20 protein-coding genes are annotated in these 21361 nt (G+C 40.8%); 1 reads left to right on the top strand and 19 read right to left on the bottom strand.

Going from position 1 to position 21361, the window contains the following annotated elements; genetic code table 11:
• Window positions 1-11 precede the first annotated feature (11 nt).
• The 17 genes from UB51_RS07285 to metH all read right to left on the bottom strand — a co-directional run bounded on the left by UB51_RS07285 (window position 12) and on the right by metH (window position 19087).
• Entirely contained in the window at window positions 12-500 is a 489-nt protein-coding gene (locus UB51_RS07285) for a hypothetical protein (protein ID WP_044876742.1), read from the bottom strand.
• Window positions 501-512: 12 nt separating this feature from the next.
• Window positions 513-2585: a hypothetical protein gene (locus UB51_RS07280; RefSeq protein WP_044876741.1), complete on the bottom strand. Its 2073-nt coding sequence runs from the start codon at window positions 2583-2585 to the stop codon at window positions 513-515.
• The gene (locus tag UB51_RS07275) at window positions 2575-4461 is read right to left on the bottom strand and encodes an ATPase, T2SS/T4P/T4SS family (RefSeq protein ID WP_044876740.1); all 1887 of its coding nucleotides are present in this window, start codon (window positions 4459-4461) and stop codon (window positions 2575-2577) included. The genes UB51_RS07280 and UB51_RS07275 overlap by 11 nt, the downstream gene beginning before the upstream one ends.
• Window positions 4461-5309, bottom strand: a complete 849-nt coding sequence (locus tag UB51_RS07270; protein ID WP_044876739.1) for a P-loop NTPase family protein — start codon at window positions 5307-5309, stop codon at window positions 4461-4463. Before UB51_RS07270 ends, UB51_RS07275 begins: the two co-directional genes overlap by 1 nt.
• On the bottom strand, window positions 5306-6016 hold the full coding sequence (locus UB51_RS07265; protein WP_044876738.1) for a hypothetical protein: 711 nt from the start codon (window positions 6014-6016) through the stop codon (window positions 5306-5308). Before UB51_RS07265 ends, UB51_RS07270 begins: the two co-directional genes overlap by 4 nt.
• Window positions 6017-6039: 23 nt before the next feature.
• Window positions 6040-7059 (bottom strand): SAF domain-containing protein, encoded by a 1020-nt coding sequence (locus UB51_RS07260; protein WP_044876737.1) that lies wholly within the window; start codon window positions 7057-7059, stop codon window positions 6040-6042.
• Window positions 7060-7113: 54 nt separating this feature from the next.
• The gene (locus UB51_RS07255) at window positions 7114-8589 is read right to left on the bottom strand and encodes a serine/threonine-protein kinase (protein WP_044876736.1); all 1476 of its coding nucleotides are present in this window, start codon (window positions 8587-8589) and stop codon (window positions 7114-7116) included.
• Window positions 8590-8799: 210 nt separating this feature from the next.
• The gene (locus tag UB51_RS07250; RefSeq protein ID WP_044879952.1) at window positions 8800-9846 is read right to left on the bottom strand and encodes a 23S rRNA (cytidine(2498)-2'-O)-methyltransferase RlmM; all 1047 of its coding nucleotides are present in this window, start codon (window positions 9844-9846) and stop codon (window positions 8800-8802) included.
• Window positions 9847-9863: 17 nt separating this feature from the next.
• Entirely contained in the window at window positions 9864-10637 is a 774-nt protein-coding gene (locus UB51_RS07245; RefSeq protein ID WP_044876735.1) for an ABC transporter ATP-binding protein, read from the bottom strand.
• Window positions 10634-10954 carry a thioredoxin family protein gene (locus UB51_RS07240; RefSeq protein ID WP_044876734.1) on the bottom strand — a complete coding sequence of 107 codons (321 nt, stop codon included), beginning with the start codon at window positions 10952-10954 and terminating at the stop codon, window positions 10634-10636. Before UB51_RS07240 ends, UB51_RS07245 begins: the two co-directional genes overlap by 4 nt.
• The gene (locus UB51_RS07235; protein ID WP_044876733.1) at window positions 10954-11295 is read right to left on the bottom strand and encodes a cyclic-phosphate processing receiver domain-containing protein; all 342 of its coding nucleotides are present in this window, start codon (window positions 11293-11295) and stop codon (window positions 10954-10956) included. Before UB51_RS07235 ends, UB51_RS07240 begins: the two co-directional genes overlap by 1 nt.
• Before the next feature lie 37 nt (window positions 11296-11332).
• The gene (locus UB51_RS07230; RefSeq protein ID WP_044876732.1) at window positions 11333-12181 is read right to left on the bottom strand and encodes a deoxyribonuclease IV; all 849 of its coding nucleotides are present in this window, start codon (window positions 12179-12181) and stop codon (window positions 11333-11335) included.
• Window positions 12171-12986: an Fpg/Nei family DNA glycosylase gene (locus tag UB51_RS07225; RefSeq protein ID WP_044876731.1), complete on the bottom strand. Its 816-nt coding sequence runs from the start codon at window positions 12984-12986 to the stop codon at window positions 12171-12173. The genes UB51_RS07230 and UB51_RS07225 overlap by 11 nt, the downstream gene beginning before the upstream one ends.
• 97 nt (window positions 12987-13083) lie before the next feature.
• The gene (locus tag UB51_RS07220; RefSeq protein WP_044876730.1) at window positions 13084-13302 is read right to left on the bottom strand and encodes a hypothetical protein; all 219 of its coding nucleotides are present in this window, start codon (window positions 13300-13302) and stop codon (window positions 13084-13086) included.
• 18 nt (window positions 13303-13320) lie between these two features.
• Complete coding sequence (locus tag UB51_RS07215; RefSeq protein ID WP_044876729.1) at window positions 13321-14109, bottom strand: HAD-IIA family hydrolase; 789 nt, start codon at window positions 14107-14109, stop codon at window positions 13321-13323.
• A 518-nt stretch (window positions 14110-14627) separates the two neighbouring features.
• Window positions 14628-15554 (bottom strand): ribonuclease Z, encoded by a 927-nt coding sequence (gene rnz, locus UB51_RS07210; protein ID WP_044876728.1) that lies wholly within the window; start codon window positions 15552-15554, stop codon window positions 14628-14630.
• An 89-nt stretch (window positions 15555-15643) separates the two neighbouring features.
• Complete coding sequence (metH, locus tag UB51_RS07205) at window positions 15644-19087, bottom strand: methionine synthase (RefSeq protein WP_445322356.1); 3444 nt, start codon at window positions 19085-19087, stop codon at window positions 15644-15646.
• Between the two features lie 174 nt (window positions 19088-19261).
• On the opposite strand from metH, the gene UB51_RS07200 reads away from it, so the two are divergent.
• A complete protein-coding gene (locus tag UB51_RS07200) occupies window positions 19262-19804 on the top strand; it encodes an acireductone dioxygenase (protein WP_044876727.1) in 543 nt (180 codons plus the stop codon).
• Between the two features lie 108 nt (window positions 19805-19912).
• Here the strand turns inward: UB51_RS07200 and UB51_RS07195 are convergent, their stop codons facing one another.
• Together UB51_RS07195 and UB51_RS07190 are read right to left on the bottom strand one after the other, a co-directional pair.
• Window positions 19913-20329, bottom strand: a complete 417-nt coding sequence (locus UB51_RS07195) for a FixH family protein (protein ID WP_052675790.1) — start codon at window positions 20327-20329, stop codon at window positions 19913-19915.
• A gap of 230 nt (window positions 20330-20559) precedes the next feature.
• The gene (locus UB51_RS07190) at window positions 20560-21360 is read right to left on the bottom strand and encodes an HAD family hydrolase (protein WP_044876726.1); all 801 of its coding nucleotides are present in this window, start codon (window positions 21358-21360) and stop codon (window positions 20560-20562) included.
• Between the last annotated feature and the right edge of the window lies 1 nt (window position 21361).

Genomic DNA, 21361 nt, shown 5'->3' with positions numbered 1-21361 from the left:
CATTAATGTCCTTAGAACTGCCCAAACAACAGTCCTCTGACTACATTCGAGCTATCCTTTACGATACTGGCTTTGAATTTACCACTAGGATTGACATATTGATCACTAGCCTCATCCATTGTCAGCTTGAGATCCCCCTGCCGATTACCCGGAGAAATTACTGAACCATACTTATCTTCTGAGGCTGAAGACGTAATATCTAGCGCATTCCCATACCAATGTCCCGCTTTACGAGTTTTACCAGTTTCCACTTGAATACCAAACTGATCTTTATCTTTAAATTTACGTAATGCATTGGTAACCTGAGACCCACTAATCGTTGTGCCATCATATACTGTATAAGAAGCTTGTGATAATTCGGTTTGAATATCCGAGAAATTATTCTGTGCCGTTTTAGTAGCCTCTTGCGCCGAAATAAATAAAATCACCACAATGGTAATTAAAGCAATGGTTAGAAAAATACCTGCTGCCACCTTTAATGCTGATGATGCGTTATTCATAGTTCCATCTCCTTATAAATGTTGAATTTGCTCATAATACATATTCATTTGCATAAAGCTCATACTAATGAGTGGAATGACTAAATAGAGAAATATCAGTGCATACATGGGCGCAAAGCCGATCATTCTTCCCCATCCAGCCTTCGTATCAATAATCCGCTCATATTCTTGCTTACGTTGTTCGAAATAGAATGACATTTCACTCTCTAGATCATCAAAAGCCTGTGTTATTGGAATTTTCTCTACAGCAAGTAATAACTTATCTACAATTCTTTGGAACTCAGGAAATAGAACTTCATCCTTTAGTCCCTGAAGTGCCATCTCTGCTCCATGATCATAATGAAGGAGACATTTATGAATCGGGGTTTTGAATATAACTGCAAATCGATCCATCCACTCTAATATCGTTTCTACTGACATCCTATCCATGTCCCGCAACATCGAAATAATCGTATGGAACTGATATACCTCATGCCTCATATCCATCGTTCGTACTTTTTTTTGAAAATAAAGAATCCATAATGGAAATTGATATCCAATTACCCCCAGTATGAATGCTAGTAGAACTTCCCACCATTTGATATATTCCTCGTTATATTGCTGAAGTTTATCCATTATACGTTGCACCGTGGATACGAATTGATCTTGCTGAACAGGTTTTTCGTTTATCTGAGTTACCTTGACTGCCACCTGATTATAATTAATATTTGGGGATACATTTAGCTGCTCCATGACTTTCCGATCACGGGTTGCAAGCTCATCTCCCTGCCGTTTCTCTTCGATGGACAGACGACCAAAAAAAGAGTCATTCTTTACCGGATCATATAGAATATGTTCTCTAGCTGAATGATGAAGGAATAATACTGTCGTCAAAGTCAGTGCGAATCCAACAATGAAGAAGACAACTCTTCGAATATAGAACCATTCATAACGAAGGACACCATTCGTATCTTTGAGAAGTCTTATAATATCCCCATAAGGTTTTGTTTGAGGCTTAGGTGCTACTAACGACGTTATCCAACTCAAAACACGTATAGAAGATACCTTCTGCTCCCATGTTCTTGACACCTTACCCGTCCGGTATGTGGTCTCGTCATACTGTTGTAGCTTCTGAAGCAACATATAAGCCACAATAATAATGACAAAGATACTTATTTTGGTGATGTATCCCACTTTACTCATATAGAATTGATCCATTGCAGGAAAGCTATTTCTAGCCCACTGTTCAATGGGCTTCGTGAAAAAAATAGGAGCAAGAGCGATGATGTTCAACCCTTTTAGCAAATAGTCAAGCTTATCTCTACGCAATATCTCCAGTTGGATCTCTTTACTTAGACTACTCAGACCTTGCAGATATATTGATCCTTGCTCCTTGGTCTTATCACCAAACTCCATAATCATATAAGAGATCCCCGCGAATGCCTTAAGAAAGCGATTAGGCGCTGACTCATAGTACATCTCTAGCTGTTCATCCGGATTTTTAGAAGTAAGAGATTCATAAATCTTATGTGTATGTAGAGAAACCTCGTAACCAGCTGTTTCTGCCGCTTCATAGAGTGCTTCTTCTACCATGCCATGTTGATGATAGCGATGACGAACGTCGGAGAATAAATCCACCATCTGTGAGAGCAAGCGTTTCTCTAAAGAATTGATATACAAGTCAACCAAGAAGCTGTTTAACACAATCGCTGCTAAAATAACGGTCAAGAGAAAGCTGATACTTTGATTGACGATAAATAGCACCACAATCGAAAGTCCAAGCGTACCAAGCACCGCATAGGTCATTTTCATGACCTCGTGGCGGAGGTGAAATTCATCATAAGCATGTACACCAGATAGACGTTTACGCATCCTACGAATATAGCGCGATAATAACGGGATTCTAAGACTCGTCGAATAAGAAGACTGTAAGAAGGAATGACCCCGTTCTCTAAATTTGATCTTCTCATTCCAACCTTTGCCATATAAGACGGATTGCTCATCATTTCTTTCCCTACTGCGTACCCATGACAACACGCCATACAAAAGGATAAACATAATCAACGCGGTGATAAGAATAATCTGTAACACGAGTTTAACTGACATTTCGTTCACCCCAATGATTGCTCGTAAATGCCTGAAAGTGAGCTGCGTCTTCTGAACTCATGTGCTCCAACATTTCCGCACGGTTCCAATCTGATATGTCATTAACTACGACATATTCTCCATCTCTGTACTCCACAATGTTATGTGAAGTGAATGCGGTCTGATCCCCCATTTTCTGATAATACTGACTACTTAATTTCATGAATTGACTTAACATTTGTTTCGTAGATCCACCATGATCTTTCCATTCTGGAAAAGTAGTATGTTCCCGAGGGATGCATTCTGTAATCCGTTCAATGAATCTATTTCCAGAAGAGTCACGCTTCATATGAATATCAAAATTAATAACGCTGACTACCTGTTGCTCTGCAATAGCTTCATTATGAAATACGCCACTTTTAAGTAGTGAGTTCCGTAAGGAATGAATGAGATCCTTGAAGGTCTTCGCATGATGCGTAAATACGGTAAATAGACTGGCCACTTGAGACATTTGAATCATCCAAGATGCCACTTCATCACTTGCCACTTCTCCAAGGATATTAACAGTACCATCCGTTTTCTTCTGTAGATCCAATCCAGCTTGGCCGGAGATGTGTTCCGTTTCTCGAAAGCTCAGAATATTACGCCTACTATATATTTTTCTTAAATGAAGTTCGAATGCCATCTCTTGTACACGAAGTGTGTATGAAGCATAAATGTGTTGGATCATAGCCATTAATAATGTGGTTTTACCTGAGCCTTGCGCTCCGGTTACGGCTGTAATGCGACTCCCTTTCATAAGATAAGATATTAAGGTTATTGGAAGTTCCGCATTTACTCCGTTGATAAGTTGGGAAAGTGATGCATTAGGAACATCAAATTTACGAACGAAAAATGCCCAGCTCTCTGCAAAAGGAGGTCTGACTACCACGACTCGTGATCCATCCTTCATTTCATTAACCTTATAACTAGCTGCCTCGGATAATTGCCCAGGGTAATTATATTTATAAATATTTTGACAGACACGCTTTAATTCAAGCTCTGATCCGAACGAAAGGAATCCCAAATGAATAGATTTACCTTTGTAAAAGACCCATACGCTTTCAATCCCTTTTACCGGAAGATCAACTCGATTTACGTTTTGTGAAACGTACCCATCTAGTTCAGCTTCATAACCCGAAACCCCATTCACGCCCCCACTTACACCATCAATTCGTTGATCACGAAGCTCATCTACGACAGAGAAACCTTTATATTGCTGATAAATACGCTGAACTACAATTTCCACCTTTTCTTCAAAAGACAGAACACGATATTCACTATGAAATAGGGTATGAATATCATCTGCTACAATGGCATAAATAGGGTCATCCCCGTAACCCTGTACGATTCGTGGCTTATCCAGATTATATTTCTCAAGCAGTTGACTGAACGCATCCTGATGATAACGCTGACAGAACAAATAAAGAACGATTTCGAATTGATCCTGAACATTTAGTAGATGACTTTGTTCAAAGGGAATGGCCACATCGACACTAGTTGCATCCAATCCATAGCTCTTGACTAGTAAATCAGCCATAAATTGTTTCACATACTGTTTGTCATATAAATCACCTGAGATACATCCCTTGAGTGCTTTACGAAGTTCACTACGTTTATTCAGTCTTCGTTTGTACTCTTCCTCATGAAGCCCTAGATCTGACAATTGACTATGTGTGAGCTCATGCAGTGTTGTTTTCACAAAATCTGTCATGGAATCAATCGTATATTTATCCCTTGCCGATACATTCGTTAATACGGGGTTTCGAAGTTCTAAGTATTTAATGTAAATAAACAGTCCTGCGAATAATAGAATAAGTCCAATGATAAGTAAATTGACACCATTCCCGAAAAGCATCAGGCGCCCCTCTCCATTATTTTTACAGAAGCGGTAAGATGCAGCTGCTCCATAATATCCTTTGCGAGTCCTCTGATACTGTCAAAGAATGAAGCTGAGGGATGTTGACTATTCATATGCCTACTTCTCTGTATAAAAGGTAAAACGGCTTTCATATTCCATGCATCCATGAAGTCAGTTGAATAAGGGATACCATGTAGATGTCCTTTGAATCCGAACCGTCTCTTTACATTCTGTAATGTACAGTGTGATTGACGATCATAACGACCTACGACGACGATATAAGGTTTGTTCTGTAGCGCTCGTGGTAAGTTATTTCCTGAGAAGAAGTTCTCTAGGGCTTGAATATTTTGTGTCAGACTTACTACAATCAGATCGGCCGCCTCTAATATAGCGCCATCTCCTTTAGCATCAATATCATGAGTACCACATCCGGCATCCATAAGCACTAAATCATAATACTGATTCGCTAGTGTGAGTATAGATTGAAGTAACTGAGCGCGATATCCCGGTAATGTTCCTTCACGCTTAGCATTCCCACCCACAAAATCTAACCGATCTAGCATTAAAGGTACTGTATAATCACGGATGTTCTCTTTATTAAGACGTCGATTTAAGCACAATCGTTCAAGTGCATCCATACCGCAGTCGTTAAATGAAATAAACGCGTCATCCAGAGCTACTTTCCCCGTATGAAATGCCCCCTCGACGCGCTCCCCTGCAACTCCTCCATGTCCAAGTAACATACGAACTTTGTATTCTAGGCCGATCATGGTCGCAACAGACGTTATATGCGCAGTACTTCCGCTCCCTCCTTGAAGGGGACTCCAAAAAGCTACTGTACTCATATCTTTGTCCTTCCTGCGCTACGTAAAGCGCGTTTAATATGATCATCATCTAATTGAGTTAATTTCATTAATGTACTTAACGCTTTCTTATAACGTCTGGAGAGTGGCTTCATGCGAAGTTGTCTTTGATGCTCGTTCTCAAGCTTCAACGCCATATCCATCTCATCCCAAGGAATAATAATAGGTTCTCCCTGCCATCTCACAGGCCAACCTTCAACATGTCCTTCAATATAAGAACTCTCTAAGAGAGTATCTACGACATGTATATAGACAAGTTGAAACGTCAAATTTATAAGTTCTGCGTGCTGACGATGAAGAGCATTCAACCATCGACTACCTTCATTTAGTGACCACACCCCATAGTCCGTAGTCCAGACCCGTACATCTGCATCTCTCCATATCTCCATAGAACAGAATGATAACCTCTCCACGTCATAAATTACATAATCATATCGCTCTAACTTCTCCTCCCCATCTCGTAGGTGTTCTTCCAAATGAACCTGTGAAGTAAAACCACACGCTACATCAAAATTCATAAATTCAGTTACCTCTAAAGGTCTATCCAATAGACCAATATAGAGAGGATATTTATGGGTTTGTGTTGCATCAACTAATAACACTCGCTTGTCTAATGAGGATAACAATTTACACAAATAGAAAAGTAAATCGCTTTTTTCACATATTCCAGCAAAAATCCATGTTTTCAATACAATAGTGCTCCTTCCTCATATTATGGTGAAGATTTCTCCTGGACATCTGTAAAGGTAGACGCATCCGCAGCATTTTGAGATAGAATATCTTCTCTTTGTTGTGTACCATTGTCTATGTTGCTGCTCTCCTCATATAGATTACTTTCTACGTTAGGTTGCCGTGATGAAGATTGATAGGAGTACGTTGGAACAGTCTCCGAAATGACTGACGTATCTCTAGATTGTGAAGGATTCAGAGCTGCTAAGTCTCTCTCTAAAGCAGTTCGTACGGATTCAGTCAAATGCTTCTCAGCTTTGTTCACAATATTGGGATCACTCGCCATTAATTTAAGTACTTCTTTATTCACAGGATAAGTGGGTATGGCTCTGTCTTGCATCTCAGGTTCAACATAGGTCAATGCATATAACGAAGCTTCATGAAGTAAAGCATCCACCATTGCGCTCGATAATGATAAAATTTCTGCCTCACTAAGGGTAATCCACATCGTTGGACTCAATAAATCTTCAATCTTCTTTTTAGAGAGAATGATGAAATCTTGCCCTGTCGGAAATTGAATCCGTACATCGATGACATCCCCTTTCTTCAAATCCGTTGGAACCATAATTTCATTTAATTCCTTGTTCCTTAGATCAGGGGGAGTCATCTGACCTTCATTAAACATCGCTTTCGTAAGAGGCGTTCCTTTATGCAACTCAATCTTTGAACTAGAGCCAACAATCACCTGTGGATTATTAATCAAATTATCTGGAGCCACAAGCCCTGGTAATTTCACAGCAATGAGGTCTTTCGAAGCTATCGTCTGTCCAGGTTCAATATTCCGCGCAGACATAAATCCACTAATCATTGACCTCTCTTGCTCAATCTGTGCATCTTTTAAGACTTTAATTTCTTGTTGATACTCTTGCTTAAGGTTCGCACGGCGATTATGCTCAAGCTTCATGTTATAAATCACATATCCTGCAAAAATAATTCCCATGATGGCAGCCCCAGCAAGCCCAGCATAGATAAGGTGCTTATTCCGCTGCCTAATTTTTGACATGCATATTCTCCTTTTCTATAGACTTATCAATGAAGATAATTAACAATCCTTGCATCAACGTAGACCGAAACGAAATTTTTTCTTTTTCACAGCAGTTGGAACGAAGCCTTGAAATATTTGGGAGCACACTCTTTCCATCTCCTCGCAATGGTCAAAAGGGTCTAGATGCAATGGCAGACTGTATACCTTTGTAGTATTTAACTGCTTTCGCAACCGTTGTACAGCTTCGGAAGCTGCTAATGCTAGACAATAAATCCACTTACTCTGGGGATGCTCTGATAGTCTTATTACCGCATCGGTTACATCTTGCAACCGCCACTCTGAGCCTGAACCGACCAGAATAGGAATATCAGCCCGTAGAAATTCTTCCAAGCGATCGTTATCCTGATAGGCCCCCAAATCCATAATGACATAACGATAGCTCCCCCCAAGAAGACCTATTACATTCGTTCTAGCCATCTGTACCCAATAATCCACTCCCTCTATGGAGAATCTTCGATCATGATGATGTCCCATAGTGTGATTACCCTCAGCAATCTCTTGAATTCTGCTAAAAGCATTCGCATGCATATCCATCTCTACAATGGCAACCTTCTCTGAGTTTCTTGCTAAATAATGTGCCATTGCAATAGCTGTATGCGTAGTGCCCGTCCCTCCAGATGCACCCATCACTGCAATAACACATGTGCCCATTGTTGCCTTACTAATCAATGGTGGAGCTAGCTTAGGTATTCTTCGGTTATGAGGCAGAGCTTGTCTTACTTCACTTGCGGATTGAAACCGATCATCTGGCGAATGTTCCAGCAACTTACGTATGACGGGAATAATGTCACTTGGAAGATCAATCTGTATATATTGATCAACACCCGTTAACCATTCGCTTCTCTTCCCTCCGGTAGACAAATATAAGAGTAGTGCACCTAATCCATATAAATCTGATCTCGCATCACTTTGACCACTTCCGTATTGCTCAGGTGCAGCGAAACCAACGGTACCCAGCTTCATCGTATCTTGGTCTTGATGTTGTTTATAATTACGTGCAATACCGAAGTCAATTAACCTTAACTCCAGCTGAGGAGTCAGCATGATGTTAGATGGCTTAAGATCACGGAACACAACGGGCGGATCATGATGATGTAAATAATCAAGGACTTCAAGCAACTGATCAGCCAAATGTAGAATAAAAGCGCTCTTCACTTTTCCGTTATGATCGTTGAAATATTTCTCCAGTGTCATGCCTTGGATATAGTCCATCACCAAATAGGTAACGCCCGACCCATCCGGTGGAAAAAAATCAACAATACGTGGCAAACGTGGATGACTGAGTGTAATGAGTAACTCTGCCTCTTCTTCAACACTGCTGTACTGCTGTGGCAGTGAATAGCATTGTTTAACTGCCCAATGTTTACCTGGAAGCTTCATATCTTCAACCAAATAAACATAGCTCATCCCCCCGGAGCCAATCACTTGCTGAATCCTATATCTCCCCCCGATGATGTGTCCCTCTTGATGTAAAGATCCCTTATTCATAGTTTCACCTCCATTTCATTACAACAAAAAAAGAGAAAGCCCCCTGAAAAGTTGAAGTTACGATTAGAATCGATCACTTCGTACTTTTCGGGATGCTTTCCCTATGTTGTTAGTTAAATTTGGGATTAGTATAGAACAATATGACAAGAGTTGTAAAGGGATAATTTTAGAATACATACCCAATGGTTGGAAAAATATAGATTTACATTGTTAATATTTAATCATATGAAGTGTTATCTCATCACGGTTGTGGAAGAGCTGCTTCGCATACTGTAGCTGCATATTAGCCTCTTCAAACGAGGCAATAACCTCTCTAATCAGAGCCATTGGTTTTTTGTGCATCAGCTTCACAGTCACGATTGCGGTTCCCCCAGGGGACAGAGCGTAGAGCAGATCCTTAACAAGTCTTACCATCTGCTTCGGGCTCCAACTCATGTCGCACACTAATAAATCGAACTGATTATCACGGAATTTCACTTCGGAAGCATTCTTCCGCATAATCTTCAGCTGAGCATGACCTTTAAGTGATTCGTGCATCAACGCAGGATCAACCGCAGTAACGTGCATTCCTCGTTCTAGGAGAAAGGACGTCCATCCACCCGGCGCAGCTCCAATATCCAGCGCATGATGAAATGCAGAGAAATCGATACCGAACGTTTTTTCTGCCTCTAACAATTTGAACTTAGCTCTAGAGATCTGTCCATCTTCGCGTTGAAAGCGAACAGCCCCACCACTCCAATCCGAGATATTATCCTTAGGATAAGATACCCCTGCATAAATGTGATCCGAAGAAACTAACACAGACAGTATCCATTCGGCATCCTGCACAATAAATTGAGCATTTAGCTCACTGAATTCGCTTAATAATTGTTCACGAAGCGCTCCAGCACTTTGTTCACTTAGACTATCCTCTGTTTTACGTACTTGTAAAGATACCGTTGCTCCATTCAATTCATTCTGCTGCATAACGAATGACTTTAACTGTTCTAATCCAGTAGCAAGATTATCTATAGCTATCTCACATTGAACAGGTTGAATATGTCTAACAAAGATGGGAGCTTGATTTGTAATCATCTCGACAGCTTCCTGCCAGCTATAAGATACTGTAACTAGAAAGACTTCTCCAGACACGAGCACTGTACTTTTAACACTACCAAATAATCTTCTTAATTCTTCTTGTGCAAAAGGTGCAAATCCATGATTTGCCGTCATTATAAACCGTGACTGACCACGTTCCTCTTCACTTGTGCTTGCCATGTTATCATCCAAACGGATTAACCTCCAGAAGTTACCTTGATCCAGGGACGTCCATTGTCCCATTCCAGCTCAACTGGAATTTCATAGGTACGTTTAATCATTTCTTTAGTTAGAACTTGTTCTTTCGGACCTGCTCCAGCAAGCTTGCCATCTTTTATAAGTGCTACGTGCGTAAATAAGGGTACAATTTCCTCTACGTGATGTGTTACATATACAACCGTAATATCCCGTTGTCTAAGCTGATCAATTTCTACTAGCATTTTCTCTCTCTCAAATAGATCCAGACCTGCACAAGGCTCGTCCATAATTAACAGCTTCGGATTGCCCATTAAGCAACGCGCTAACATCACCTTTTTACGTTCCCCTTGTGACAGCGTCCCGAGTGGATGATCTACCAGCCCACCAAGATTCATATCTTTCAACAGTTGGATCGATTTCTCTTTTACCTCTGCAGGAATGTCTTGATAAAATCGTAAGAACGCATAGGCTCCAGTGGCTACAACTTCCCATATTGGATCAGTAAGCGACATTTTCTCAAGCAACGTTGGACTAATATAACCTATTTCCTTGCGGACTTCACGTATATCACATTGTCCGTATACATTTCCTAATACCTCAATCCGGCCCTTACTTGGAAAAAGATAACCTGTCATCATTTCTAATAGTGTCGTTTTACCTGAACCATTCCGGCCTAGTATGACCCAATTCTCACCTTTATTTACTTGCAAAGATACATCATCCAGAATAAGGTTGTCTTCTCTTCGAAGAAAAATATGCTGCATCGATATCATTCTACCACACTCCTTATTTCATTCAGCAGTTCTTCTACAGATCCCATTCGATAGCGTATACTAGGTGGATTCACCTTGCTAGCGTCTGCAACGAGTAGTGCCGGAACACTTGTGATCTGATATTGCTGTACCAGTTGAGGCATCATATTCACATCGGCACTTGTTAAAATACCCGGCGGCAGTAGGTGTTCAATAACCTCAAGCATCCTTCTAGCTACCTTACACGTTCCGCATAGTGGCGTATAGAAGAAAACAGCTAGTGGCGTTTCCGTGTTACTTAGTTCCATAATAAGCTCTTGCTGATTAAGATCTTTCATCAGATATGCTCTGCCGCAATTCGTTCCAGCACCTCAGTACTCATCGGACCATTATGAAGAACCACTTCTGAAGGCTTATGTTCGTACAGTAGCTGATACATTTCCTGTTTACCGTGAAGGCTTGATGTATGCAGATAGATTTCTCTAGGATATAACTCTTCACGAATGATCGCAGATACGACATCCCTACCACACATGGTACTATCTAAACCTAATTCATAATCCAGAGATAAAATATCTACCTTACACTCTCGTAGCATCATTAAACACTCTTCCCCACTACGTGCCAATGAGAAGCCCGCAGGGCAGCGCCGGCAATCATCTAAATATAAATGAATCACAGTACACCTTCCTTTCATACAGACTAAAAGATCATATTCAAGACCACTTCATAATTTTAGCTATATCTTCTTTGTGAGTTCCATCCTCACCCGCCTCTGTTTCCATAATCGCAACGGTATATTGGAATTCAGGATACGAGAATAGTTGACGGAATGCTTCTTCCCCAATACACCCCTCTCCAACTCGCGCATGTCGGTCCTGACCTGAGCCAAAAGGGAATTTAGAGTCATTCAAGTGAATAGCTACTACATCCTTCCAATATTCTAACTGCCGACCTTTCTCAATCAGAGCCCTAGTATTAGACGGATCCCATACCCCCGCAGCAAAGGCGTGACACGTATCGAAACAAAATCCAATCTTATCTGAATAACGAGACAAACCACGAATGTTAACCATCTCTTCCAACGTGGTCCCCATGATTCCCCCATGACCCGCTTGATTCTCAATCAACAGCTTGGTATTGCCTTCCCAAGAACTTAGTACGTCATTTAGACATTCTATAATATTTTTGTACCCTTGTAATGGATCTGTGCCTTTGTAATGTCCAAAATGTACCACAATTCCAAGTGAACCACACGCCTCCGCAATGTCCAAATCATTCTGAAGTGAGGATACAGTCAAATTGTAAAGTTCGATTCCACGACTCTGACCGATCGCCATATTCACTGGATATGGTGTATGGGCGATGCTCAAAATCCCATTTTCTTGACTATACATTGCACAATCCGCTGCATCTCTGCTATTCAATGTTTTAATGTGTAAGCTACGAGGGTTTTTCGGGAAATATTGAAAAGACTTGGCTCCCATATCTACCGCGCGACGTGCTGCTCTCCCATAGCCGCCTCGGATACTCATATGGCTTCCAATCTTTATCTCATTGATCATGTTGGCATGATGGACAGAAAAAAGCCTTCCGTCCAGTTAGCTCTACTTTACTCACTACACCACCACAGCGGTAGCAAGTCTCCCCTTCACGATCATATACCTTAAACTTGGCTTTGTAATTTCCCGTTAGTTGGTCATCTTTTTGGATCGGCGTATCTATATAACCACCATCTTCAATACCTTCATTCAGAACTTCAATCATGCTATCGTAGAGCTTTTGCAACGCCTCTTCTCCAAGATCCTGAACCTTAGCGGAAGGTAATAAGCTGGCACGGTAAGCAATTTCATCTGCATAACGATTCCCAATCCCAGCAATAACATGCTGATTTACGATCATCGTTTTAAGCCCGCCACGACGTTTTTTTGCAATTTTGACAAAACGCTCTGCGTTCATTCTACGATCCAAAGGCTCAGGTCCAAGCTCACTGAACACCTGTTCTACCTCTTTGGCCGATAACAAATGAATATATCCTAGTCTTAGTCCTATGAAATATAACGTATGTTCTCCGAACGAAATCTCTACTTGCGTACTACGGTCCGGAAGGTCCTCATTTGTGCCATAATACATTAGCCCGCCCAACATAAGATGGACAAGTAAGCGACCCCCATTATTCAAATGGAAATTCAGATATTTACCTCTTCTTTCTACAAAAATAACTCTGTTCCCTATTAAAGCAGATGTAAAGGTATCTACGGGTACATTAATGGATTTATCCCGAGTTACTTTAATGTCTGAGATCGGTATATCAAGTATATGATTAGAAAGCACTCTTCGGTAATGTTCCATTTCAGGTAATTCTGGCATATTATCTTCTTCCTTTCTTGTTGTACTATTTATATAACATCAAGGCTCAACACTAAAACTAGTGCATGAAAAAAAGTATAGTGTTGATTGATGACCGCTACGCGGACGGATTGTCCTTCCGATCGCTGTTGCCCCCAAATTTTTTTGAATATACCGCTGTTTGCGGTAAAATTCGATGGCAAAGCATATGCCTTCGTAGTTGCTTTCCAAAGGAAAGCTTCAGGCGAACGCTACGCTTCTCCAGAACAGTTCCGTCCTCTCCGCTACGATCTGCAAAATCCATTGTTTTCAGCGAATTCGTTACGGTTAGAGGCATAATTACTCCCCTTTTATATCAAGGGCATAAGAGCTGTAGCGCCTCTTGTAAGTCTTTGCATACAGCGTCAGGTTGAATACCCGTTGCCTCAATATGCTGCTGTAGGTTTTCTTCTGTCGTGATACCTGTAAGCACCAGTACCGTTTCACATGCTGCCGCCGCTCCAGCAGCGATATCTGTATGCATATTGTCACCCATAACAGTAACCTCAGATGGATGTAAATTCAACAAATCAGTTGCATAAGTCATTAGATGACTTGAGGGTTTACCAATTACAATGGGCTTAACCCCTGATCCCGCTTCAATGGCTGCACCTATCGTTCCAGCTCCAGGAATAAAACCATGATCAGATGGAAGCCTTAAATCAGGATTGGTAAGAATGGAGATCGCACCTTCATTAATCCATCGAACTGCTTCTGATAATGAAGCATATGTAAATGTTCGATCTATTCCTTGCACTACATACTGTGGGGATTCGTCTACCTCTTGCAATCCTGCACCTAGTAATGCATCACGTAGTCCATCTTCTCCAAGGATTAGCACTCTTGCTCCTGGAGACTTCTGAGCAATATACTTTGCCGTTGCCTGTGAAGAAGTACATATATCTTCCGGTGCTGCTTGGATTCCCATCCCATTAAGTAATGCAGCAACACTCTGTGGTGTTCGAGAAGAATTATTCGTTACAAATAAATAAGGAATATGACGAGACTTCAATGTATCAATTAGAACGTCAGCTCCAGGAATCATGTGATTCCCATGATAAAGTGTACCATCCAAATCGATTAGTAACCCTTTAATCTGTTTCATGTACGATAACCTTCCTTTCCTTATTGACCACTTATTTCATAGTATCAATTATTAATGTATTTAAATATAAACAAATTGGCTCAACGCCAAAATCAACACTCAAAAATATATCGAGTTGATAACTGACCGCTACGCGGACGGATTGTCCTTCGGATCGCTGTTACCGCCAAATTTTTGGGAAATTCCGCTGTTTGCGGTTAAAATTCAGGGGCAAAGTGTATGCTTTCGGAGTAGCTTCCCAAGGGAAAGCTTTTAGGAGAACACTTCGCTTCTCCACTAGATCATTTATTTCCTTGAAAAAGCAAGCTTAAGAGAACGCAATAACTTATCGTAGAATGAAGTATTTCCCTGATTTCTAACCATCTATAGCTCATATGAAAGAAATTTGAATCAGGATTCGTCATAAATTATCGAAGTTTAAGTGCAACAAATATCATTGACATAGAATATATTGTCATTCTCTGCGCTTTCCCGAGAAATAATTATATATCTATATTACCCGAATAATGCTGCCCTATCTACGACCTTCTCACTTCAATCATTATAAGCTCTTCAGCCAGTCTCGTCTTAGGAAATAACTCACGAGCCTCATCTAAGAGAAATGTTAATTGCTCTAAATCTTTGTAACGAGAGCTGAAATGGGTTAAGACCAGCTCTTGAACACCTGAATTCTTCGCTGCTTCCGCAGCTTGTAAAGCTGTACTATGATGATAATCATGTGCAGTGTCCACCATATCATGTAGGAAAGTAGCTTCATGTACAAGTAAATCAGCATCTTTAGCAAGTGAGATGACAGAAGAACAAGGTCTCGTATCTCCGAGAATAGTAACAATTCTCCCCTTCTTGGGTTTACCCAGTACATCTTCTGGTTTTAGTATCTTACCCTCACCTAAGTCAATACTCTCTCCCCTCTTCAGCTTGCCATATACAGGGCCAGGCTTACATCCATGAGATTCGAGTAAGGCAAGATTTAGACTTCCTGGTCTATCCTTCTCTGTAACGCGATAACCATAGCTATCGATCCGATGGTCCAATAATTCAGACTCCACCATGAAACCTTCATCTTCAAATATCACTCCACCATCATGTTCCACCACAGTTAATTCATAATCCATTCTTGATTGACTCAATGACATCACCGTATCAATAAACTGTTTTAAGCCGTGTGGTCCATATAAGGTTAACGGAGATTTCCCCCCTTGATTAGACCTGCTGGCCAGTAATCCTGGTAGGCCAAATAAATGATCTCCGTGTAAATGTGTAATGAATACTTTTTCAAGTTTACTAAGTTTAAGTGAGGAGCGTAATATTTGATGTTGTGTTGCTTCTCCACAGTCAAACAACCAAAAGCTCCTTCTCTCTTCGAATAATCTGAGCGCAATAGCCGTTACATTACGCTGCAAAGTCGGTACTCCTGCATTCGTACCTAAGAAGACGATCTCCATACCACTCACTTTCTCCCTTCACTAATCCAGCAAAAAACCTCCGAAGTGTCGGAGGATTTTGCGCTTCAGGTTCTTGCTCTATTTTATTGTTATAGCTTCTCTACGTTGAAATATTGAGCTTGAGGATGACTGAACACCATTGCCGATACAGATGCTTCGGGTTCCATCATAAACCCTTCTGTTAATTCAATCCCTATATCTTCAGGTTTCAGAAGCTTAAACAAAGGCCCTTGATCCTCAAGATCAGGACAGGCTGGATAGCCGAAGGATACACGTATACCTTGATAACGAGCGCCGTGGCGTTGTTTCATTGTCATCGTAGCTGGATCTGAGAATCCCCATGTGTCACGCATCATATGGTGAATTCGCTCAGCTAACCCCTCTGCTGTCTCAAGAGCAACAGCCTGTAGAACATGAGAGCGTAGATAATCTCCTTTGTCCTTCCATTCCGTAGATAACTGTTGAACACCATGACCGGCTGTAACGATCAAGAATCCTACATAATCCATGATGCCACTATCCACAGATTTCAAGAAATCTGCTAAGCATAGGTATGGCTCTACCTTTTGCCGTGGGAAACTAAACGTGTGCAATATTTGGGTCTGATCTTGTGGATCATAGATGATAATATCATTTCCTTGGGACTGTGCTGGAAAAAAGCGATAAATAGCGTGTGCCTGAATAATTCCATCTTGCGTTGCTTCTTTTAATATAGCATCAACGTTCGCTTTTAATTCCACTGCCTTAGGATTACCTTCAGCGAGTAATTGCTCTACGGACCCGCGTAGACCGAGATGATGCCCCATCAACATCTGCATATTTACATAAGGAAGAATATGAGATATTGGATAATTACGTAATACATGTCGCTCAGTATCTGGTGGTAAATATACTGGATTGTCTGTAGCAATATTAGACTTCACTGCTCTTGTTAATTCAGGCAACGGTACAATCTCTTTCTGAACAGCATCTTGAGCTTCTTTCTCTGCTTGCATGTCCACTCGCATCTGTTCCCGCTGCTCTGGATTCATTAGCTTATTCGCTATATCTAGTCCATCCATAGCATCTTTAGCGTATAGGACCATACCATCATATTCAGGTTTAATGCGATTCTTAGTGAATTTACGTGTAAGCGCTGCTCCACCCACCATGATTGGGATATCAATGCCTGAACTTTTCAAGTCCTGAGCAGTAATGACCATTTGTTGAGCAGATTTCACAAGTAGACCAGACAAGCCGATTAGATCCGCCTTCTCTTCTCGATAAGCTTCAATAATCTTCTCCGGTGGTACTTTTATACCCAAATTGACGATATGATAACCATTATTAGATAGTATAATCTCTACCAGGTTTTTACCGATATCATGTACATCACCTTTAACGGTTGCAAGCAATATTCTTCCTTTGAAGCTACTTTCATTCTTTTCCATGAAATCCTCTAAATATATAACAGATGCCTTCATCACTTCCGCACTCTGCAACACTTCAGCAACGATTAGCTCATTGTTGTTAAAAAGTCTACCCACTTCCGACATTCCATCCATCAGTGGGCCATTAATCACCTCAAGCGCACTGTACTTCTTTAAGGCTTCGTTCAAATCTGGAATAAGCCCTTCCTTTGTTCCTTCTACCACATACGAGGCAAGGCGTTCCTCAAGCGTAAGTGTAGAAATCTTATCTTTTTTCACAATTTTCTTCTCACGGAATGCTGCAACGAACGCTGCCAGTGTCTCATCACTAGTCTCATATATGAGCGCCTCAGCAAGGCGTCGATCCTCTTCTGAAATGGACGCATATCGTTCTAGCTTCTCCGTGTTAACGATAGCATAATCCAGTCCTGCCTTCGTACATTCATACAAATATACAGAGTTCAGAACTTCTCGCCCCGCTTCAGGTAATCCAAACGAAATATTGCTAAGCCCTAATATAGTCTTGGTCTCAGGATACTTATCCTTAATCAATCGAATACCCTCAATTGTTTCTAATGCAGATCCTATGTACTGTGGATCTCCTGAACCGACTGGGAACATGTTTGGATCAAAAATGATATCTGATGGATGAAGACCATATTTATGCACTAAAAGTTCATAAGAGCGCGTGGCAACCTCTAATTTGGCTTCACGAGTGACAGCTTGTCCTCTCTCATCAATCAGAATACAGACTACAGCAGCACCATAACGATGGATTAGCGGTACTATTTTTTCAAATTTCACTTCACCGTCTTCAAGGTTAATAGAGTTAATTATCGCTTTACCTTGAGAGTATTGTAACCCAAGCTCAATAATATGATCATAAGTAGAGTCAATCATGAGCGGAACTTTAACCTTTTTAGCGACTAAGGGAAGAAAATGATTCACAGCAAAAGCCTCATCAATATCGGTATCCTGTAAATTGATATCAATGATTTGTGCCCCGCCCTTAACCTGGGAACGAGCAATTTCAGAAGCTTCATCAAACTTCTCTTCTTTAATTAATCGCTTAAACTTTCTTGATCCTGATATATTCGTACGTTCGCCGATCATAATCGGTCGATTATCTGGTTCTATGAATAAAACATCCACGCCTGATACAGCAGGTAAATGCTCCCCATTCATAAGTCTAGGTTCGTACTTCGTAAGTAACTCTGCCATAACCCGAATATGTTCAGGCGTTGTACCACAACATCCACCTGCTATGTTAAGCCAACCCTGTTCAGCAAAAGCAGCCATCTTACGAGCAAGCGATTCAGGTGACTCATGGTAATTACCGTTCTCATCTGGAAGTCCAGCGTTTGGATAACAGCTGACAGCAGACTTAGATATCTCAGCAAGTGTACGAATATGATCTCTCATGAATTCTGGTCCAGTCGCACAGTTAAGACCTACTGAAATAGGTTTCAAATGCTCTAGTGATACATAAAATGAATCGATACCTTGTCCAGCTAGGGTTGTTCCCATAGGTTCTATCGTTCCAGATATCATAATCGGTAGCTTCACACCACATTGTTTAAAAGCATTCTCAATCCCAATACTTCCGGCCTTAACATTGAGTGTGTCTTGGCTCGTCTCTAACAGTAATAGATCAGCTCCACCCTCGATTAGGGCAACCGCTTGTTCTTCATAACTATCAATTAATTGTTTAAAAGTTACTCCGCCCGTTACAGATAGTGTCTTCGTTGTAGGTCCCATTGCTCCAACGACATAACGAGGTTTACTTTCCGTACTATATTTATCAGCTGCTCTACGAGCAATTTCGGTAGCTCTAAGATTGATTTCACGAGATTTTTCAGGTATGTCATATTCGGAGAGCACAACAGCAGTTGCTCCAAATGTGTTGGTCTCAATCATATCAGCGCCAGCTTCTAGATACATCTCATGAATGCGTTCAATAATATCTGGACGAGTAAGCACTAACATTTCGTTACAACCATCCAACTCTTCACCACCGAAATCCTGGGCAGTGAGGTCTTCCTGCTGGATCATAGTACCCATAGCCCCATCCATAATGAATATCCGTTCTTTCAGTGCTTCTTCAATGCTTGGTCTCTTCAACATGTATCCCCCCTGAAAACGTTAGACCTTAGTTTAACAGAATAGCTATCATTAGAAAAGTCAACTTTTCAGCCGATACCCCATATGTACTAGGAGTTTATCTTAAAACAACCATCGACAAAGAAAACAACCTATATTATAATACTAATTAATCCAAGTGGGAAAGAAGGGTTTTACATGGCTGAAATTGTAATTCGTAATACGAACGAACGCATAGCTGGTGAAGAAAATGTTCGTAATTTTCTAGAGCAACAAGGGGTCATTTATGAAAGCTGGGAGACCACGAAGCTACCTGAGGAATACCAATCTAATTTTGTATTAAACGATGATCAGAAGCAAGAAATTTTAAATATCTATGATGGTGAAATTAAAGACTTGGCTGCACGCCGAGGATATAAAATCTGGGATGTCATCACGCTCTCTGATTCCACTCCGAATTTAAGTGACCTGTTGAACAAATTTGAAGAGGTCCACACGCATACCGAAGATGAAATCCGGGCCATTGTCGCGGGTAAAGGTATTTTTGTCATCAAAGGTGCTGGTGATGTAGGATATTTCGATGTTGAATTAACTGCAGGTGATGTTATCTCTGTTCCAGAGAATACAAATCACTTCTTCACCTTAATGGAGAATCGTCAAATTATTGCAGTTCGTCTCTTTGTTGAAGAGAATGGCTGGATTTCACAGCCTGTAATTGATCCTGACTTCCAAAAGGCTTAGGTTGAATTCATCATCATCATCATCATTAACCTCTATAAATCTAACAATTACCCCGTTCATCCTCCATTTAGGATAACGGGGTAATTGTTATTTCTACACTACAACCTGCTATTCAGCTACGATAATCTCCTTCGATGGCATCGTATGCATAGCTCCAACCGTGACATGTGAAGTAATCCTATACGTTCCCGCTTGCTCAAATGATGTCTCGATCGCATATTTTCCCTCACCCATGTGAGTTGCAGGTGTTTCTATGTGCTTACTATCTTTATTCGGTGGAGCAATTTCAATAATGACTTTATCTGCATTCGTTACTTTCATATTCTCCTGTGTTACTACCACTTCAATTGAAATCTTCTCATTCACCTTAGCTTGCTCAGGCAAAATACTCAGGTCTGCTTCAATAGGCTTCATAGCATCGTTGAAACCCATCTCCATATTCGCTTGATCATTTTTTCCACATCCAACAACGATGATCAATAGCACTATGTACATTACAATACCAAACTTAAACTTATTTCTCATGTTAAACCGCCTCTCTATATTCCTATTTCATCGATAAACAAACCAATGCTACCCTATAGGGTAGACGAAGTCGTTCATCCTTGCACATTCTCTATATTATATCGAGTTTTCAATCCTAAATAGAGAGGCTTTATTCACAATATTGTGACATTTATCATATCCAAACAAAAAACCCATCCTCTAAAACTCAATAGAGAACAGGTTAATTTCTTATTGTATACAAAATAGAGTTAAGAATTAGATAACTCCGTAATAATATCGTGCACTTGAGATAGATGTGTGATCTCATAATCTGGCGTAATTTCGGGGTCAGACTGTTTGTTTGTCCGATTAATCCATACCGTCTTAATCCCCGCACTCAGGCCTCCACGAATATCCGTAGTTAACTTATCTCCTACCATTAGTACTTCATCAGATGACATATTTACGGAGGATAAAGCATGTTCAAAAATAGAAACATCTGGTTTGCCTTTACCGAAGTTACCTGAAATGACAATCTGGTCAAAGAACGGAGTTAATGCTGGAACTCCATCTAACTTTTCTTGTTGCAATGCTGGGCAGCCATTCGTAAGTAGAAGTAATTTCACTTTACCGTGAAGTTCCTCTAACACTTGCAACGTTTCGTCATACATATAGGGGCGAGATCGTCTCTCTAATCCAAATTGCTCTGATATTTCACCAGCTAAGTTCTCATCATCAATGCCTAACTTCAAAAGACCTAGCCTCCACGATTCCTTACGATATGTAGGCACAATCTTCTCTAATTGACGAAACTCTGGTTGTTCACCAGCTGTGAAGTTTCCCCACAAGCCTTCAAAAGGGTTAATACCGATCATAGAAGTGAAAGAGAATGTTTCATACGATTCATATAGTGATCTGGCTTCGCTTCGGACAGCCTCCTCTAGCTGCTTAGGATCAACCCCTGTAGCTGTAGCTGCAGTCTGACAAGCGGCTGCAAAAGCTTCTTCTACACTGCGCTCATCCCATAGCAACGTGTCATCCAAATCAAAAAATACGGCTTTTATCGGCATG

Origin of the sequence: Paenibacillus sp. IHBB 10380 (genome assembly GCF_000949425.1) — a bacterium.
In the GTDB taxonomy this organism is placed as follows: Bacteria; Bacillota; Bacilli; order Paenibacillales; family Paenibacillaceae; genus Paenibacillus_AQ.
Note: the sequence above shows the minus strand (reverse complement) of the source record. Positions and strands in the feature narration are given on the sequence as shown.

What these genes read in the sequence shown, in the direction of transcription:
- UB51_RS07285 (WP_044876742.1), bottom strand. Translation starts at nt 500, where the DNA reads ATGAATAACGCATCATCAGCATTAAAGGTGGCAGCAGGTATTTTTCTA.
- UB51_RS07280 (WP_044876741.1), bottom strand. Translation starts at nt 2,585, where the DNA reads ATGTCAGTTAAACTCGTGTTACAGATTATTCTTATCACCGCGTTGATT.
- UB51_RS07275 (WP_044876740.1), bottom strand. Translation starts at nt 4,461, where the DNA reads ATGCTTTTCGGGAATGGTGTCAATTTACTTATCATTGGACTTATTCTA.
- UB51_RS07270 (WP_044876739.1), bottom strand. Translation starts at nt 5,309, where the DNA reads ATGAGTACAGTAGCTTTTTGGAGTCCCCTTCAAGGAGGGAGCGGAAGT.
- UB51_RS07260 (WP_044876737.1), bottom strand. Translation starts at nt 7,059, where the DNA reads ATGTCAAAAATTAGGCAGCGGAATAAGCACCTTATCTATGCTGGGCTT.
- UB51_RS07255 (WP_044876736.1), bottom strand. Translation starts at nt 8,589, where the DNA reads ATGAATAAGGGATCTTTACATCAAGAGGGACACATCATCGGGGGGAGA.
- UB51_RS07250 (WP_044879952.1), bottom strand. Translation starts at nt 9,846, where the DNA reads ATGGCAAGCACAAGTGAAGAGGAACGTGGTCAGTCACGGTTTATAATG.
- UB51_RS07245 (WP_044876735.1), bottom strand. Translation starts at nt 10,637, where the DNA reads ATGATATCGATGCAGCATATTTTTCTTCGAAGAGAAGACAACCTTATT.
- UB51_RS07240 (WP_044876734.1), bottom strand. Translation starts at nt 10,954, where the DNA reads ATGAAAGATCTTAATCAGCAAGAGCTTATTATGGAACTAAGTAACACG.
- UB51_RS07230 (WP_044876732.1), bottom strand. Translation starts at nt 12,181, where the DNA reads ATGATCAATGAGATAAAGATTGGAAGCCATATGAGTATCCGAGGCGGC.
- UB51_RS07225 (WP_044876731.1), bottom strand. Translation starts at nt 12,986, where the DNA reads ATGCCAGAATTACCTGAAATGGAACATTACCGAAGAGTGCTTTCTAAT.
- UB51_RS07220 (WP_044876730.1), bottom strand. Translation starts at nt 13,302, where the DNA reads ATGCCTCTAACCGTAACGAATTCGCTGAAAACAATGGATTTTGCAGAT.
- UB51_RS07215 (WP_044876729.1), bottom strand. Translation starts at nt 14,109, where the DNA reads ATGAAACAGATTAAAGGGTTACTAATCGATTTGGATGGTACACTTTAT.
- rnz (WP_044876728.1), bottom strand. Translation starts at nt 15,554, where the DNA reads ATGGAGATCGTCTTCTTAGGTACGAATGCAGGAGTACCGACTTTGCAG.
- metH (WP_445322356.1), bottom strand. Translation starts at nt 19,087, where the DNA reads ATGTTGAAGAGACCAAGCATTGAAGAAGCACTGAAAGAACGGATATTC.
- UB51_RS07200 (WP_044876727.1), top strand. Translation starts at nt 19,262, where the DNA reads ATGGCTGAAATTGTAATTCGTAATACGAACGAACGCATAGCTGGTGAA.
- UB51_RS07195 (WP_052675790.1), bottom strand. Translation starts at nt 20,329, where the DNA reads ATGAGAAATAAGTTTAAGTTTGGTATTGTAATGTACATAGTGCTATTG.
- UB51_RS07190 (WP_044876726.1), bottom strand. Translation starts at nt 21,360, where the DNA reads ATGCCGATAAAAGCCGTATTTTTTGATTTGGATGACACGTTGCTATGG.